17 protein-coding genes are annotated in these 15,698 nt (G+C 65.4%); 14 read left to right on the top strand and 3 right to left on the bottom strand.

Going from position 1 to position 15,698, the window contains the following annotated elements; genetic code table 11:
• Positions 1-2: 2 nt before the first annotated feature.
• From G391_RS0107095 to G391_RS0107060, 8 genes are all read left to right on the top strand, one after another.
• Positions 3-581, top strand: coding sequence for an OmpH family outer membrane protein (locus G391_RS0107095; RefSeq protein ID WP_029086897.1), 579 nt, complete (start codon positions 3-5; stop codon positions 579-581).
• An 18-nt stretch (positions 582-599) separates the two neighbouring features.
• Positions 600-1,616: a UDP-3-O-(3-hydroxymyristoyl)glucosamine N-acyltransferase gene (gene lpxD / locus G391_RS0107090; RefSeq protein WP_029086896.1), complete on the top strand. Its 1,017-nt coding sequence runs from the start codon at positions 600-602 to the stop codon at positions 1,614-1,616.
• The gene (gene fabZ / locus G391_RS0107085) at positions 1,609-2,076 is read left to right on the top strand and encodes a 3-hydroxyacyl-ACP dehydratase FabZ (protein WP_029086895.1); all 468 of its coding nucleotides are present in this window, start codon (positions 1,609-1,611) and stop codon (positions 2,074-2,076) included. Before lpxD ends, fabZ begins: the two co-directional genes overlap by 8 nt.
• Positions 2,073-2,861 carry an acyl-ACP--UDP-N-acetylglucosamine O-acyltransferase gene (gene lpxA, locus G391_RS0107080; RefSeq protein ID WP_029086894.1) on the top strand — a complete coding sequence of 263 codons (789 nt, stop codon included), beginning with the start codon at positions 2,073-2,075 and terminating at the stop codon, positions 2,859-2,861. The genes fabZ and lpxA overlap by 4 nt, the downstream gene beginning before the upstream one ends.
• Before the next feature lies 1 nt (position 2,862).
• The gene (gene lpxI, locus G391_RS0107075) at positions 2,863-3,687 is read left to right on the top strand and encodes a UDP-2,3-diacylglucosamine diphosphatase (protein WP_029086893.1); all 825 of its coding nucleotides are present in this window, start codon (positions 2,863-2,865) and stop codon (positions 3,685-3,687) included.
• Positions 3,684-4,850 (top strand): lipid-A-disaccharide synthase, encoded by a 1,167-nt coding sequence (gene lpxB, locus G391_RS0107070; protein ID WP_029086892.1) that lies wholly within the window; start codon positions 3,684-3,686, stop codon positions 4,848-4,850. The genes lpxI and lpxB overlap by 4 nt, the downstream gene beginning before the upstream one ends.
• 65 nt (positions 4,851-4,915) lie before the next feature.
• On the top strand, positions 4,916-5,206 hold the full coding sequence (locus G391_RS0107065; RefSeq protein WP_029086891.1) for a type II toxin-antitoxin system RelE/ParE family toxin: 291 nt from the start codon (positions 4,916-4,918) through the stop codon (positions 5,204-5,206).
• A 1-nt stretch (position 5,207) separates the two neighbouring features.
• Positions 5,208-5,492, top strand: coding sequence for an addiction module antidote protein (locus G391_RS0107060; RefSeq protein ID WP_029086890.1), 285 nt, complete (start codon positions 5,208-5,210; stop codon positions 5,490-5,492).
• Position 5,493: 1 nt separating this feature from the next.
• Here G391_RS0107060 and G391_RS14185 read toward each other — a convergent pair whose 3' ends face one another.
• Complete coding sequence (locus G391_RS14185; RefSeq protein WP_051257208.1) at positions 5,494-6,240, bottom strand: S1 family peptidase; 747 nt, start codon at positions 6,238-6,240, stop codon at positions 5,494-5,496.
• Positions 6,241-6,325: 85 nt separating this feature from the next.
• Between G391_RS14185 and G391_RS0107050 the strand changes: the two genes are divergently transcribed.
• Genes G391_RS0107050 through G391_RS0107040 form a run of 3 tightly spaced genes read left to right on the top strand, consistent with a single transcriptional unit; the run spans position 6,326 to position 9,763 of the window.
• Positions 6,326-8,500 (top strand): S9 family peptidase, encoded by a 2,175-nt coding sequence (locus tag G391_RS0107050; protein ID WP_029086889.1) that lies wholly within the window; start codon positions 6,326-6,328, stop codon positions 8,498-8,500.
• On the top strand, positions 8,482-9,030 hold the full coding sequence (locus tag G391_RS0107045; protein WP_051257207.1) for a GNAT family N-acetyltransferase: 549 nt from the start codon (positions 8,482-8,484) through the stop codon (positions 9,028-9,030). Before G391_RS0107050 ends, G391_RS0107045 begins: the two co-directional genes overlap by 19 nt.
• A gap of 4 nt (positions 9,031-9,034) precedes the next feature.
• A complete protein-coding gene (locus G391_RS0107040) occupies positions 9,035-9,763 on the top strand; it encodes a PepSY domain-containing protein (RefSeq protein WP_051257206.1) in 729 nt (242 codons plus the stop codon).
• Between the two features lie 192 nt (positions 9,764-9,955).
• On the opposite strand, the gene G391_RS14180 is transcribed toward G391_RS0107040, so the two are convergent.
• The gene (locus G391_RS14180) at positions 9,956-10,411 is read right to left on the bottom strand and encodes a response regulator (protein ID WP_051257205.1); all 456 of its coding nucleotides are present in this window, start codon (positions 10,409-10,411) and stop codon (positions 9,956-9,958) included.
• 145 nt (positions 10,412-10,556) lie between these two features.
• On the opposite strand from G391_RS14180, the gene G391_RS0107030 reads away from it, so the two are divergent.
• A complete protein-coding gene (locus G391_RS0107030) occupies positions 10,557-11,633 on the top strand; it encodes a site-specific DNA-methyltransferase (protein WP_035303963.1) in 1,077 nt (358 codons plus the stop codon).
• A 21-nt stretch (positions 11,634-11,654) separates the two neighbouring features.
• Positions 11,655-12,125, top strand: a complete 471-nt coding sequence (locus tag G391_RS0107025) for a hypothetical protein (RefSeq protein ID WP_029086885.1) — start codon at positions 11,655-11,657, stop codon at positions 12,123-12,125.
• A 1-nt stretch (position 12,126) separates the two neighbouring features.
• On the opposite strand, the gene mutY is transcribed toward G391_RS0107025, so the two are convergent.
• Positions 12,127-13,158 (bottom strand): A/G-specific adenine glycosylase, encoded by a 1,032-nt coding sequence (mutY, locus tag G391_RS0107020; RefSeq protein WP_029086884.1) that lies wholly within the window; start codon positions 13,156-13,158, stop codon positions 12,127-12,129.
• A gap of 105 nt (positions 13,159-13,263) precedes the next feature.
• Here mutY and G391_RS0107015 point away from each other — a divergent pair, with 105 nt between their 5' ends.
• Positions 13,264-15,687, top strand: coding sequence for a DUF305 domain-containing protein (locus tag G391_RS0107015; RefSeq protein ID WP_051257204.1), 2,424 nt, complete (start codon positions 13,264-13,266; stop codon positions 15,685-15,687).
• Positions 15,688-15,698 lie beyond the last annotated feature (11 nt).

Raw genomic sequence — 15,698 nt, 5'->3', positions numbered from 1 at the left:
CCATGAAGCTCGCCGTTCTTGCTTCCGCCACGACCCTGGCCCTTGCCCTGGCCGGTGGCGCGGTTGCCCAGCCGGCCCAACCCACCAACCCGGGGCCTGTGATCCCGGGCGTCTGCACCTTCAACCAAGGCCGTGCCGTAGGCGGGTCGATGGTCGGCCAGGCCGTTGCCGCTCGAATGCAGCAGTTGACCGATTCGGTCCGTGCTGAGCTCCAGCCCGAAGGGGCCGCCATCGAGGCTGAGGCCAACGCTCTGCAAACCGGCCAGGCCTCCATGGCGGCTGACCAGTTCCAGCAGCGTGCGGTCGCCCTGCAACAGCGGGCCGGTGCCTATCAACAGCTCGCCGGTCAGCGCGAAGCCGAGCTCCAGTATACCCAAGGCCTCCAACTGCAGCGGATCGGCGAAACCATGGACCCGATCCTGGTCCAGGTTTACCAGGAACGCGGTTGCGGCCTGCTTCTGGATCGGTCGACCATGTTCGGGGCCAACCCGGCCATGGACATTACCGATCGCGTGATCGAACTGGTCAACCAGCAGCTCCAGACGCTCTCGTTCGACCGCTCTCCGCTTCCGCAGCAATAGGGTCAGGTCAGTCACAGGATGCCGGACGCGCGCTTTTTCGAAACCGCGCCGGGCTTGTCCCTGGCTACCTTGGCCGAGTTGACCGGGTCGACGCTGCAAGGCGGTGACCCGGACCTGCTGATCCAGACCGCCGCTCCGCTCGCCCATGCTGACGAGCGGAGCGTCGCCTTTCTGGGCGACCCCAAGTATCGCGACCAGCTCGCGGCCAGCCGGGCCGGCGCTGTCTTTGTCACCGAAAAACACGCCGCGCTCGCGCCGTCGCATTGCGCACGGCTGATCACGCGCGCGCCACAGGCCGCATGGGCTATGGTTGGCCACCGCCTTCACCCTCCGCGCCCCTCACCGACAGAAATCCTCGGGACTGATATCCAGCTTGAGGAAGATGTCGTGCTGGCACCGGGCGTGATTCTCGGATCGGGCGTCTCGATTGGCCGCGGAACGCGCGTGGGGGCCTATGCAGTGATTGGGTCGGGCGTTCAGATCGGTCGCGGCTGCGATATCGGGCCCAATGCGACCCTCGGCTTCTGTCTTGTGGGGGACCGGGTGCGGATCGGTGCCTCAACCGTCATCGGAGAGCCGGGCTTTGGTGTCGCAGGCGCGGCGACAGGGCTGATCGACGTTCCACAGTTGGGTCGCGTCATCCTGCAGGACGATGTGACGATCGGGGCCAACACCTGCATTGATCGCGGAGCCTGGGACGACACCGTCATCGGCGAGGGCACCAAGATCGATAATCTCGTTCAGATCGGCCACAATTGTCAGGTCGGTCGCAATGTTGTTCTGGCCGGTCACACCGGACTGTCGGGTTCGGTCACCATCGGTGATGGGGCTCAGCTTGGGGGACGCGCCGGGGTGACGGACCATGTTTCCGTCGGAAAAGGCGTCCGCGTCGCCGCCGCCTCTATGGTGATGAGCAACATCCCGGATGGGGAAACCTGGGGCGGACAGCCGGCCCGCCCCCTACGTCGGTTCTTGCGCGAAACCGTCTGGCTCGCCAAACAGGCGAACAGACGACACGGAGGCGCCGATGAGTGACCAGGAAGATCGCGGCGAAGAGATCGACTTCGCCGAGGTAATGCGGCGGATCCCGCATCGTTATCCGCTGTTGCTCGTGGACCGGGCCGAGAACTATCTGGCCCACACATCGATTACGGGCATCAAGAACGTCACCCACAATGAGCCGTTCTTCCAGGGGCACTTCCCCGGCAACCCCGTCATGCCGGGCGTGCTGATCGTCGAGGCCCTCGGCCAGACGGGCGCTGTGCTCATGTCCAAATCGCTGGATGCCGATGTGAACGGCAAGGCGATCTTCTTCATGTCCGTCGACGGCGCGCGTTTCAGAAAACCGGTGCGACCGGGCGACCAGCTTCGGATGCAGGTCGTGGTGGTCAAGCACCGTGGCGACCTCTTCAAGTTCCGCGGCGAGGCCTTTGTCGACGGCAAGCTGGTCGCTGAGGCCGAATTTGCCGCCATGGTGGTCGAGACAGGTCTGTGAGCCGCATCCATCCCACGGCCATCGTCGATCCGGCAGCCCAGATCGGCGCGGACGTCGAAATCGGTCCCTGGTGTCACGTCGGCCCCGACGCGACGCTTCATGCGGGCGTCCAGCTCATTTCCAGCGTCGTTGTCGACGGCATCACTGAAATCGGTGCCGGATCGGTGGTGCATCCGTTCGCCGTTCTCGGGGGGCCACCCCAACATGGCGGGTACAAGGGCGAACCGACCCGGCTCGTCATCGGCGAGAACAACCTGATCCGGGAGTCCGTGACCCTCAATCGCGGTTCTGTCCAGGGCGGCGGCGTGACGACCGTAGGCTCGAACTGCATGCTTATGACCGGGGCTCACGTCGCCCATGACTGTGTGGTCGGCAACAATGTCACCTTTGCCAACAACGCCACGCTGGGGGGCCATGCGACGGTTGGCGATCGTGTGTTTCTCGGGGGTCTGTGCGCGGTTCACCAGTTCGGTCGCGTTGGGCGCGGAGCTATGCTCGGCGGTCTGGCGGTCGTCACGCGCGACGTCATCCCCTACGGCTCGGTCTGGGGCAATCACGCGCGGCTGCATGGCCTGAACATGGTCGGGCTCAAGCGGCTCGGGTTTGACCGCGCGAAGATCAAGCAGATGCTGGCCTTCTATCGCGATCTGTTCGAGGGCGACGGCACTTTCGCCGAGCGGCTGGATCGGGCCGAGGCCAATACCGACGGATTAGCCGAAGCCGACGAGATCGTGGCCTTCATCCGCGCCGGCGGAAGCCGTCCGCTGTGCCTGCCAGAGGCCTGAGGTGACCAAGCTGGGCCTGATCGCCGGCGGTGGGGATCTGCCGATCCGCATCGTTGCCGCCTGCGAGGCCCAGAACCGACCGGTCTTCGTCATCCGGCTCCTGGGATTTGCCGACGATGCCCTGCAATCGGCCACAGGCGTCGATCTGGCCCTGGGCGAGTTCGGTCGATGCCTCGAGGCGCTCAAGGCGGCCGGCTGCCAGTCGGTCTGCCTGGCCGGCAAGGTTAGCCGACCCGATTTTTCCAATTTCAAGGTCGATTTCAAGGGCATGACGGCCCTGCCAGGCATTATCCAGGCGGCCAAACAGGGCGACGATGCCCTGCTTCGGCAGGTGCTCAAGGTCTTTGGAGACGCCGGATTTGCCGTTGAGGGTGCCGATGACATCCTGGGGGGCGACGACGCCCTACCGGCTGGACCTCTCGGCTCTATCCAGCCCCGCGAAACAGATCGCGCCGACATCGACAAGGCGCTGCGGATCGCCCGCGCCATTGGGGATCTGGATGTCGGCCAGGGGGCCGTGGTGTCCGACGGCCTGGTCCTGGCCGTCGAGGCCCAGGAGGGCACCGACGAAATGCTCAAGCGGGTCGCCGCCCTGCCCGCAGACCTGCGTGGTGTTTCCCTACGGGGCGTGCTGGCCAAGGCTCCCAAGCCCATTCAGGAACGCAAGGTCGACCTGCCGGTGATCGGGGTTCGGACCGTTGAACTGGCTCACGCCGCCGGACTGGCCGGCATCGCCGGACAGGCAGGTGACCTGATCGTCATCGACAAGCCCGGCGTCATTGCCGCCGCGGACCGGCTTGGGCTTTTCGTCTGGGGCGAAGGATGAGCCGCCCGCTGACCGTCATGCTGGTGGCAGCCGAGGCATCGGGCGACAATCTCGGAGCCGGATTGGCGCGGGCCCTCAAGGCCAAGGTCGGGGCCGACAAGGTCCGCTTCGTCGGGGTCGGTGGCCCCCGCATGGCTGAACAGGGCGTCGAGAGCCCTTTCGACATCACCGACCTTTCGATCCTGGGCTGGATCGAAGGTGTACGCGCCTATGGGCGAGTCAAACGCAGGGTTGCCGAGACGGTCGAACTGGCCGTCAGGGAGAAACCAGACGTCGCGGTTCTGATTGACAGCTGGGGTTTCACCATTCGTGTGGCCAAGGGTTTGCGCGCCGCCCTCCCCGACCTCAAGATTGTCAAATACGTCGGGCCACAGGTGTGGGCATCACGACCGGGCCGCGCCAGGACCCTGGCCGGGGCTGTCGACCACCTGATGACGCTGCACGGCTTTGACCCTCCCTGGTTTGAGAAAGAAGGCCTGCCGACAACCTTTGTCGGCAACCCCAGCCTGGCAATCGACTTTTCGCAGGCCGATGGCGCTCGTTTCCGTCAAGAGAACGCATTGAGCCCGGTGCAGCCCCTGCTTCTGATCCTACCCGGAAGCCGCCCCGCCGAAATCATGCGCATGACCCCGGTGTTCGAGCAGACGGCCTGGCGGCTCAAGGCCGCGCGGCCCGACCTCGCGATGGCGGTCGTTGTGGCCGACACCATCGCTGACGACCTCAAGGGGCGGGTCGCCGGTTGGCCCTTCCGGTGCATCCTTGTCGAGGGCGACGCGGCCAAGAAGGATGCGATGAAGGCCGCGACCGTGGCGCTGGCCACCTCGGGCACGGTTTCGACCGAACTGGCGCTCGCGGGCGTCCCTATGGTTATCGCCTATCGCCTGGGTGGATTGAGCTTCGCCCTGACCAGCCGGCTGATGACAGCCCGGCACATCACCCTGTTCAACATCGCTGCGGACAGGCGGATTGCCCCCGAATATCTCCAGAATGCGGCCACGCCCGAGGCCCTGGCCCAAGCCGTCGCCGAGCGCCTGGACCGACCCGAGCTGCGCGCCGAACAGATCGCGGAACAGACCGCGGCTCTGGATCTCATGGGGCGCGGTCAACCGGACCCCAGTGCCGCCGCAGCGGACGTGGTTCTCAGCGTGGTCCAGGCCCGATAGGCTCTAGCAGGACGCTCGTGTCGCCTTTGGTTGACACTCTCGCTCCTGTCGCCTATAGATGACACATGATCGAGGTCCGGGAAACGGACACCTTCTCTGACTGGCTGTCCGGCCTTCGGGACACCCGCGCCCGAGCGGAGGTCGCCCGGCGCGTTCGCAGGCTCGCGCTCGGAAATCCCGGCGACGTCAAGCCGGTCGGCGAGGGTGTCAGCGAACTTCGCATACGCTATGGACCTGGTTTCCGGGTCTATTTCGTCCAGCGCGGTGCCGTACTCGTCATACTGCTCTGCGGCGGCGACAAGTCCGGCCAGAGGCGGGATATCGCCACGGCGATCCGTTTGGCCAAGGAGATCTGAAATGACTGTTCAAACCCGCCCCTTCGATCCGGCGGACTATCTCGACGGCCCGGAGGCCATAGCGGCGTATCTCGAAGGTGCCTTCGCCGACGGTGATCCGGCCGAGATCGCAGATGCCCTCGGCGTCGTCGCACGCGCACGAGGCATGACCACGGTGGCAGAACAAACCGGCCTGTCACGCCAGGCGCTCTACAAGGCGCTTTCCGACGAAGGCAATCCCAGCCTGAGCACACTTCTGAAGGTCACGCGCGCCCTCGGCGTGCGCCTCTCGTTTCAGCCGGCCTAGTTCACGCGGCCCGGCGGCGGCGTCCCGCGCCTGATTGCTGATCCAGAACCGCCAAGGCTTCGCGGATATAGACGGCATGGACGACCACGCCCAGACCCAGTGGCTCTTCACCCTGATCGACCTGTTGCGTCACCAGTCCGAGGATCAGGGGATGCCCATCCAGTCCCCTTTGCAGGAACACGGGTCCGCCTGAGTTTCCTGGATAGAGGAAGCCGTCAATCAGGAAGGTCGGGAAGGCCCGGATCGGGCTGAGCGGATAGGACGCCACCCGAACCGTTCTCAGAATCGGAAATCCCGCCCGGTTCGATGACAGTCCACGCGGATAGCCGAGGGTGAAAATCTGGTCGCCGGGACCCACACCCTGCTGATCCAGATCCCGCTCATCGGCCAGCCAGCTCAGAGGGATGGCTCGTGCCGAAAAGCTCGGCGGTGCGACGACCTCGACCACAGCAATGTCGCGTTCCGGGTGACGGGCCCACAGATCCCGTCCGCCGATCTCGAGCGGAGCGGGTTGCGGCGCAAAGCTCCAACCGCCGTCTTCCGTGGCAAAGCGCCAGCCGATGCGGATTTCGGGTGTTTCGGACGGATCCACCGCGTGGGCGGCGGTTACCAGAACCGTTCGGGGCGTCCCGTCCCAATAGGGGGCCGACACCAGAAGGCCGGTCGAAATCCGGCGATCTCCGCCCGGCCGGGTGTTCTCCACCTGGACCGTGGCCTCGATCATCTGGACCATTTGGTCCCATTCCATGGACGGCTCCCAAACTCTGCGAACATTCATTTGACGTGGACCGACAAGCTGAGCAACGTCCGGGACGAAAATTCGGAGCCCATCCATGAACCGCCGTCAGATGCTTGTCTCGTCCGCCGCCCTCGCGACTGCTGCGGCCTCCGGGACTCCCGCCTTCGCCCAGTCAGGAACCTCTATGCCCGTCCCTCCCGTCGCCCGCCGTATCCCCGTGACCATCGAACAGCTCGGGCGGACGCGCATTGATGACTATCAATGGATGAAGGACGACAACTGGCAGAACGTTCTGCGCGACCCGTCGCTGATCAAGGCGGACGTGCGTGAACACCTCGAGGCCGAGAACGCCTATCGCGAGGCCATGCTGGCCCCGACCGCCGATCTGCAAGAGGCGATGTTCCAGGAGATGCGCGGTCGTATCAAGGAAGACGACAGCTCTGTCCCCTCGCCCTACGGCCCGTGGGAGTATTTCACCCGCTTTGAAACCGGCGCTCAGCATCCCTTCTATTGCCGACGCCCCAAGGGTCAGACCGACGGCGAACAGATCCTGCTGGATGCCAACGCCCTGGCGGAGGGCAAGGACTATTCGTCGGTCGGCGGCACCTCGCCCAGCCCGGACCATCGCTATTTTGTCTATGCCGAGGACGACCAGGGCTCTGAGGTCTACAAAATCTACGTCAAGGATCTGACGACCGGGCAACTGATCGGCGACCCGATCGGCGATGCGACGGGTGACTTCTCCATCGCCCCGGACAGCCAGTGGCTGTTCTGGATCAACCGGGACGACAATGGCCGGCCCGACAAGATCTTCCGCCGCCCGATCACCGGGGGTGACCGCGCCCTCGTCTACGAAGAAACCGACGACGGGATGTTCATGGGCATCGGGCGGACGTCTGATGACGCCTTCATCATCATCGGCATCCAAAATCAGGAAACGGGCGAGGCCCGCTATATCCCGGGCAATGATCCGACGGCGACGCCGACGCTGGCCGAGGCTCGGGTCGATGGCACCCTGTATGATCTCGATCACTGGGGCGACCGGTGGATCATCCGAACCAACGCGGACGGCGCAGTCGATTTCAAAATCTGTGAGGCCCCGACCGACAACCCCGGCAAGTCGGGGTGGCGCGACCTGATCCCGTTCACCGCCGGCAAGATCATTGAAGGGGTCGGCCTGTTCCAGGACTGGCTGGTTCGCCAGGAACGCGCGGATGCCAATACCCGCATCGTCGTGCGCAGCCGCGCCGGCGAGGAGCACGCCATCGCGGTGGATGAGCCGGCCTATGCCCTGGGTGTCCAGGGGTCCCGCGACTACGCGACCAATCTGACGCGCTACACCTACAACTCCATGGCCCGCCCGACGGAGACGTACGACTACGACATGGCAACGCGCCAGCGGACCCTGCGCAAGACCCAGGAAATCCCCTCGGGCCACAACCCGGGTGACTACATTGTTGAGCGCATGGAAGCCCCGCACGCTGACGGGGCCATGGTGCCGATCTCGATCCTGCGTCGTCGCGACACGCCTGTCGACGGCTCTGCGCCGGTCCTGCTGTACGGTTACGGCTCCTACGGCATTCCCATGTCAGCCAGCTTCAGTGCCAACCGCCTGTCGCTGGTGAACCGTGGCTTTATCTACGCCATCGCCCACATTCGCGGTGGATCGGACAAGGGCTGGGGCTGGTTCCTGGCCGCGCGCCGCATGACCAAGAAGAAGACCTTTGAGGACTTCATCGCCTGTGCCGAGCATCTGATCGCCCGCAACTATGCCACCGCCGGCAAGATCGTGGCGCACGGTGGTTCAGCCGGCGGCATGCTGATGGGCGCGGTGAACAACATGCGACCGGACCTGTGGGCGGGCGTCCTGGCCAATGTTCCCTTCGTCGATGTGATCAACACCATGTCGGACACGTCTCTGCCGCTGACGCCACCGGAATGGCCCGAATGGGGCAACCCCATCGAGGACGCCGACGCCTATGACTACATGATGAGCTACAGCCCCTATGATCAGGTCGAAGCCAAGGCCTATCCCGCTGTGCTGGCGACCGGCGGCCTGTCGGACCCGCGCGTCACCTACTGGGAACCGGAAAAATGGGTGGCCAGGCTGCGACCGGCGACCACCTCGGGCAATCCGGTCCTGCTCAAGATCAACATGACTGCCGGGCACTTCGCCTCGTCGGGCCGTTTCGACTACCTGCGCGACATCGCCCATGACTATGCCTTCTGCGTCTGGGCCATCGCGCGGGGATGGGAGCACCACCACTGATCCTGCGCGACGCCACGCTAGACGACATGGCGGCAGTCGCCGCCATCTATGGCCGCGAGGTGCTGGAGGGCACCGCGACCTTCGAGGAGGAGCCGCCCTCGGTCGAGACGCTGCGTGAGCGCCTGGCCGGGGTGCGCCGTCACGGTCTGCCCTGGCTGGTGGCCGAGGTTGAGGGTCAGGTCGCGGCCTATGCCTACGCCAGCCCTTTCCGGCCGCGAGCGGCCTATCGCTATGCCGTGGAGACATCGATCTATGTCGCAGAAGGCTTCCACGGTCGGGGGCTTGGTCGCGCCCTGATGGAACAGGTCATCGACCGCTGCCGCGCCATGGGTCTGCGCCAGATGATCGCCGCCATCTCCGGCGACGGTGCGGCGTCCATCACCCTGCATGAACGCCTCGGCTTCCGCCTGGCGGGCGTCTATCGCAACGTCGGCTGGAAGTTCGACCGCTGGCTCGACGTCACCCTGCTGCAGCTTGACCTCGACCCGGAGGCTGGTCCACCCAAGGTGCCTGGACTTCAACTGGGGTGATCTGATGAGCGTGCGCCTGAACCGCATTTCCGTCTGGCTGCACAAATGGATCGGCCTGATCGTAGCGGTTCAGGTCTGCTTCTGGGTCATCGGCGGGCTGGTGATGGTCGCCCTACCGATTGAGCGAGTCCGCGGGGAACACCGGCTGGCTGAAACGCCCGTGGTGGCACTCGACGTCGCCGGGGCCACGCCATTGGCCGACGCGGCCGGTGCCGCCGGCATCGATCCGGTCCGTGCTGAACTCACCACCACGCCGCGGGGACCAGTCTGGGTCCTGACGCCTGCGGAGGGGGCACCCGTGCGTCTGTCAGCGGTGAGCAATCAACCCCTGCCCGCCTACGGCGCTGACGAAGCGACCCGACTGGCCATTGCCCAGTATCAAGGCCCCGGCCAGGTCGTCGGCACCGAACTCCTGCCCGAGGCACCGGTCGAGACCGGTCGGGAAGGCCCCGTTTGGCTGGTCGATTTCAACGATCCGGAAGGCACCCGCTTCTACCTCGACACCACGACCGGTGCCGTCGTCTCACGCCGCTCGGACATGTGGAGCGTGTTCGACGTCATGTGGCGGCTGCATATCCTCGATTTCGGCCCCGGCGGTGACAACATCAACAGTTGGTGGATCATTCTGCTGGCCGCCGTCAGTGTGATCGTTGTGATCACCGGCCTGATCCTGCTGTGGCTGCGCATCGGCCGCGATCTTGCCGTTCGGCGCGCCCAGCTGGCCAAGCGCTAGGTTCAATCGACCTTCAAAGCCCCGTCAGTCCCGGCCTTGTGCCGGGACCCCATCACCTCGTTGAATATCCAGTCTTGTTGATGTCGGAACAGCCGCAATCGTCTTGCGGGGCCGGTGGTGATGGATGGCCGGAACAAGCCCGACCATGACGAGTATATTTGTATTTAAAAGGATAATCGGTCTGAATGTCGATTAAACCTGGTCCGCCGCGGGCGGGGCCTCCAGAACCCAGGGGGCGAGCCTGAACCTCTGAGGGATCTCACCGATAGTCCCGTCCTTTGCAAACTGACCGGCAAAAATCAGGACGTCCCGCAGGGTCTGGGATTCAAATGGCTTGACCAGCACGCCGAGCGCCCCGGCAAAGCAGGACGGGATCTGTTCAGGATTAGCGGTCAGGAACACCGCCACCGTCCCATATGTCTGGTTCAGGCTCTGGGCGACATCGCGTCCGCTCGGTCCATCGCGCAGGTTCATGTCGACCAGGGCCACATCCGGTGCCGTGGCCCCCGCCATGGCCATGGCCTCCTCAGCATCCATGGCACAGCCGATCACATCGTGACCCAGCTCACGCAGCACATACTCGAGTTCCATCGCCAGCAGCGCCTGGTCCTCGACCACCAAGATCTTGAACAGTGCGTCGGTACTCAACTTGGCTCTTCGTTCCGTCTGTGGCTCACCAACCCGGCCATTATCTCGGAAATTTCGAACGGCTCAACGCGCTTCTTTGGCCGCGAGATAACGGTTCCTTCACCGTGTTTTGTGCTTTTGGTCCGGTAGAATTGGGGACTAGACCATGGGCGTGAAGCCGGACACCATCCTGATCGGCGATTGCATCGAGCAACTTCGATCCTTGCCAGACGCCTCGGTGGATCTGGTTTTTGCGGACCCGCCCTATAACCTCCAGCTCGGTGGTGAGCTGCTGCGCCCGGACAACTCCAAGGTCGATGCGGTCGATGACGAATGGGACCAGTTCGAGAGTTTCGCCGCCTATGATCGCTTCACCCGTGAATGGCTGAGCGAGTGCCGCCGCGTGCTCAAGCCCGATGGGGCCATCTGGGTCATCGGCAGCTATCACAACGTCTTCCGCCTGGGCTCGGCCCTTCAGGACCTTGGCTACTGGGTTCTGAACGACATCATCTGGCGCAAGGCCAATCCGATGCCGAACTTCAAGGGCACCCGTTTCACCAACGCCCATGAGACGCTGATCTGGGCCGCGCGCAGCCGCGAACAGAAGCGTTACACCTTCAACTACGACGCGCTGAAGGCCTTCAACGAAGACACCCAGATGCGCTCCGACTGGCATCTGGCTCTGTGTACGGGAGAAGAGCGCCTCAAGGACGAGGACGGCCAAAAGGCCCACCCCACGCAAAAGCCTGAGAGCCTGCTCTATCGGGTGCTGCTGGCCTCGACGAAGGCCGGAGACATCGTTCTCGATCCCTTCTTTGGGACCGGCACCACCGGGGCTGCCGCCAAGCGCCTGGGCCGCCATTTCATCGGCATCGAGCGCGATGAAACCTACGCCGCCTTGGCGAAGAAGCGCATCGACGAGGTCGTCCCGGCCACGCCCGAAGACCTCAAGATCACCGGCTCCAAGAAGGCCGAGCCGCGCGTCGCCTTCGGCTCGCTGGTCGAGGCCGGCCTGCTGCGTCCCGGCGACCGTCTCTACTGTCCGAAGGGCCAGCGCGAAGCCCGCGTTCGCGCCGACGGCTCGCTGATCGCCGGCGAGCTGACCGGCTCGATCCACAAGATGGGGGCCTTGATGGAGAACGCCCCGGCCTGCAACGGCTGGACCTACTGGCGCTTCAAGTCCGACCGCGGCCTCCAACCCATCGACGTCCTGCGCGCCCAGGTGCGGGCCGGGATGCAGTAAACGGTGCCCACCGAAGGCCAGATGGACGCCTGGTTTCCGTATATCTTCGGTCTTGTCGTCGTGTGGAACCTCGGCTTCATCGGCTTTGGAGCCCTGCGACGCCTTCAAGCCGGCGAACCCATTTTCCCAAAGCGCCCTGACGGGGCCGTCTTCTATCAATCAGGCGCTTCGGGTCGATCCCTCGGCAACCTGCTCCAACGCTTTGGCGGTGCGAGCCGATGCCTCGTGGTCATCGTTGCCAACAATCAGGTGAAGACGGATCTGACGTTTCCGTTCAACCTGTTCTTCGCCTTCAATTTCTACGACATCCGCATCGACGTCCGGCTTTCCGAGATCCGTCGAATTGAACGCCGCCACCGTCTCCTGATGGGCGAAACCGTTCGCGTCTTCTGGTCAGATGAGCGGGGCTATGAGTTCACCGTGCGCGACCCCGACGCCCTGGTCCGCGCTCTGAATCCGGCCGGTCGCATCGCCGTGACCGACGAACGCTAGCCTATCGAGACGACCGCTTGGCCGCATGGCCCGACGCCAACCGCACCGCCTTCAAGAACACGCTCGGCAGCCCCGCCACATCGCGCGACCACACTGCTCCCTCCAGCGCGCGCGCCTCCGCCGCCCACACTTCCAGCGTCAGGGAAAAGTGGGTGAACACGTGCTCGATCTCGCCCACGCGCTTCCAGTCCGCCGCGACCGGTGCCTCCGCCACCCCATCGATCCGCTCCCCCGTCCAGTCCGTCGTCGGCAGGCCCAGCATCCCGCCCAGCAGGCCTTTCGAAGGACGCCGCACCAGTGCCACCTCACCCCCCCGCCGCATCACATAGGCCGCCCCATACCGCCGGGGCCGCGCCGCCTTCGGTGTTTTGACTGGATAGGTTTCCTGATCACCCGCTGCCTTCGCCGCGCACCACCCCGCCACCGGGCACCGGTCGCACAGCGGCGCCTTGGGGCGACAGACCATCGCCCCCAGGTCCATCATCGCCTGCGCCCAGTCGCCGGGCCGCACCGGGTCCGTCAGCTCCGCCGCCCGCGCCCGCATCTCGGTCTTGGCTTTCGGCAGCGGCGTGGCGATACGGAACAGCCGGCTGACCACCCGCTCGACATTGCCGTCGACCACATGGGCGTAGCGGTCGAACACGATCGCCGCCACCGCCGCCGCCGTGTACGGCCCCACCCCCGGCAGCGCCCGCAAGTCCTCTTCGGTATCGGGAAACACCCCCGCGTGGTCGTGCGCGACCGCCCGTGCACAGGCCAGCAGATTGCGCGCCCGCGCATAATAGCCCAGCCCCGCCCAGGCGCTCATCACCTCGCCGTCTTCTGCCGCCGCCAGGTCGCTCACTGTCGGCCATCGCCTGAGAAACTCTAGCCAGTACGGCGTCGCGTGCGGCACCGTCGTCTGCTGCAGCATCACCTCCGACAGCCAGACGGCATACGGGTCTGGCCGTCCCCCGCGCACCCGCCAGGGCAACTCGCGCGTTCCCTGATCGTACCAGTCCAGAAGGGCGGCCCTCAGGCCTGCATTATCCATGCCCGCTATTAGCGCGCGTCACCCGATGCCTTAAGACCAATTAATCCTGCACCCCGCCCCGCCTGTGCTATTCGGCCCTCAAATCGGGGCCTTGGAGAGTTGCCTATGTCGGTTCGTTCGGTTCGCCTGTTTGTCGGTTGCTCGCTGTTTGCCTTGGTCGCCGCCGGGGCGGCCCAGGCCCAGAGCACGCCCCCCATCGTCCAGCCAGGCGCTCCCGGTCAGGCCAGCCGCGTTCTCGAAGCCCAGGCCGCTGCCCGCATTTCCGACAACCGCTATTCCGACGACGACGTCGCCTTCATGCAGGGCATGATGGTCCACCATCAGCAGGCTGTCGACATGACCGCCCTGATCGACGGCCGCACCAACAACCCCGAGATCATCGCCATGGGTCAGCGCATCCGCGCCTCCCAGGACGACGAAATCGCCTTCATGCGCGCCTGGTTGACCGAGCGCGGCCAGACGGCGCCGATGGTCGGCGCCGCCCACGCCGGCCACATGGACCACAGCGCCATGGACCATTCCACCATGCAGGGCATGGCCAGCCCCGAGCACATGGCCGCCCTGGCCGCCGCCTCGGGCGTTGAGTTCGACCGCCTGTTCCTCGACCTGATGATCCGCCACCACGCCGGCGCGGTGACCATGGTCGAGCACCTGCTCAGCCGCCCCGGCTCGGCCTATGAACCGGCCCTGTTCGAGTTTGTCGGCGATGTGAACAACGAGCAGCAGGCTGAGATCCGCCGCATGGACGCGGCCCTGCGCACGCTCCAGGCCGACCCCCGCTCGACCCTGGCCGGCGGCTTCCTCGACGCCGAACAGGCGATCTCCAACATGGTTCTGATCGCCAGCCTGCCCAAACCACCGGGCTTCTACGACCCGACCAACCCGTCCGGCGCGCCCCTGCCGCTCCCGACGCCCGATGGGGCCACCCGCGACGGCGCTGAGGAGGCCCGTTTCAGCCAGCGCGGTCCGTTCCTGTCGTTTGCCAACACCGACATGGCCTTCCGGGGCGACCTGATGGCCGCTGGCTCCTACCACGGCTTCAACCTGTATCGGCTGGGGGCAGCCCAGCCCGAACTGATCTCCTCTGTCGTCTGTCCCGGCGGCCAGGGCGACGTCTCCATCGTCGGTGACCTGCTGATCATGTCGGTGGAATCGACCAACGGCCGGATCGACTGCGGCCGCGAGGGCATTGCCGTCGAGGCCAGCGCCGACCGCTTCCGCGGCATCCGCATTTTTGACATTTCCAACCCGGTCGCCCCGGTCCAGGTCGGCCAGGTCCAGACCTGCCGCGGTTCGCACACCCACTCGGTCGTCTCCGCCGATGAGCGGTCGATCATCGTCTACAATTCCGGGACCGCCTCGGTCCGCGACGAGGCCGAGCTGGCCGGCTGCGTCACCGGCCTGCCGGGTGATCAGCGCACGGCCCTGTTCTCCATCGACGTCATCGAGATTCCGGTCGCCAATCCGTCCCAGGCCCGCATCATCGACAGCCCGCGCGTCTTTGCCGATGAGGCGACCGGGGCCGTGGCCGGACTTTGGCCCGGCGGCGATCATGGACGTGGCACCCAGCGCACCAGCCAGACCAACCAGTGCCACGACATCACCGTCTTCCCGTCGCGCAACCTGGCGGCCGGTGCCTGTTCGGGCAACGGGATCATCTTTGACATCACCGATCCACGCCGTCCGGTTCGCATCGATGCCGTGACAGACCCGGGCTTTGCCTACTGGCATTCCGCGACCTTCGACAATGAGGGCGAGACGGTCCTGTTCACCGACGAATGGGGTGGCGGCGGTCGCCCGCGCTGTCAGGCGACCGACCCGCGCAACTGGGGTGCCAACGCCTTCTACGATATCGTCGATGGCCAGCTGGAACGTCGCGGCACCTACAAGCTGCCCGCCGCCCAGTCGGCGCGTGAGAACTGCGTCGCCCACAACGGCTCCATCGTGCCGGTCCCGGGTCGCGATATCTTCGTCCAGGCCTGGTACCAGGGCGGCATCTCGGTGATCGACTTCACCGATCCCAACACCCCGTATGAGATCGCCTATTTCGACCGCGGCCCGATGTCGGATCGCAGCTTCCAGTTCGGCGGCTTCTGGTCGGCCTACTGGTACCACGGTCGCATCTACGGCACCGAGATCGCCCGCGGCCTCGACGTGTTGGAGCTGGCCCCGTCCGAGTTCCTGTCCGCGACCGAGCTGGCGGCGGCCAACCTCGCCGACCAGGGCGACACCTTCAATCCGCAACAGCAGAACCCGGTCACCTGGCCGGCCCACCCGACGATCGCCCGGGCCTATGTCGAACAGCTGCAACGGTCGTCCAGCATCACGGCTGCCGATGCCGAACAGTTGAATGGTACGCTCGACCAAACCCTGGCCCTCGTTCAATCGAGCGCAAGGGATGCCTCCGTGGCCGCTCGACTTCGCGGGCTAGCGGAACGTCTGGCTATCACCGGAAGTGACCGCGCCACCCAGCGTCGCGACGCGGCCCTGCGCCAGATCCTGATCGAACTGGCCGATCAGGTGGGGTAGGGCCGCGCCCC

Origin of the sequence: Brevundimonas aveniformis DSM 17977 (genome assembly GCF_000428765.1) — a bacterium.
Classification (GTDB): domain Bacteria; phylum Pseudomonadota; class Alphaproteobacteria; order Caulobacterales; family Caulobacteraceae; genus Brevundimonas; species Brevundimonas aveniformis.
Note: the sequence above shows the minus strand (reverse complement) of the source record. Positions and strands in the feature narration are given on the sequence as shown.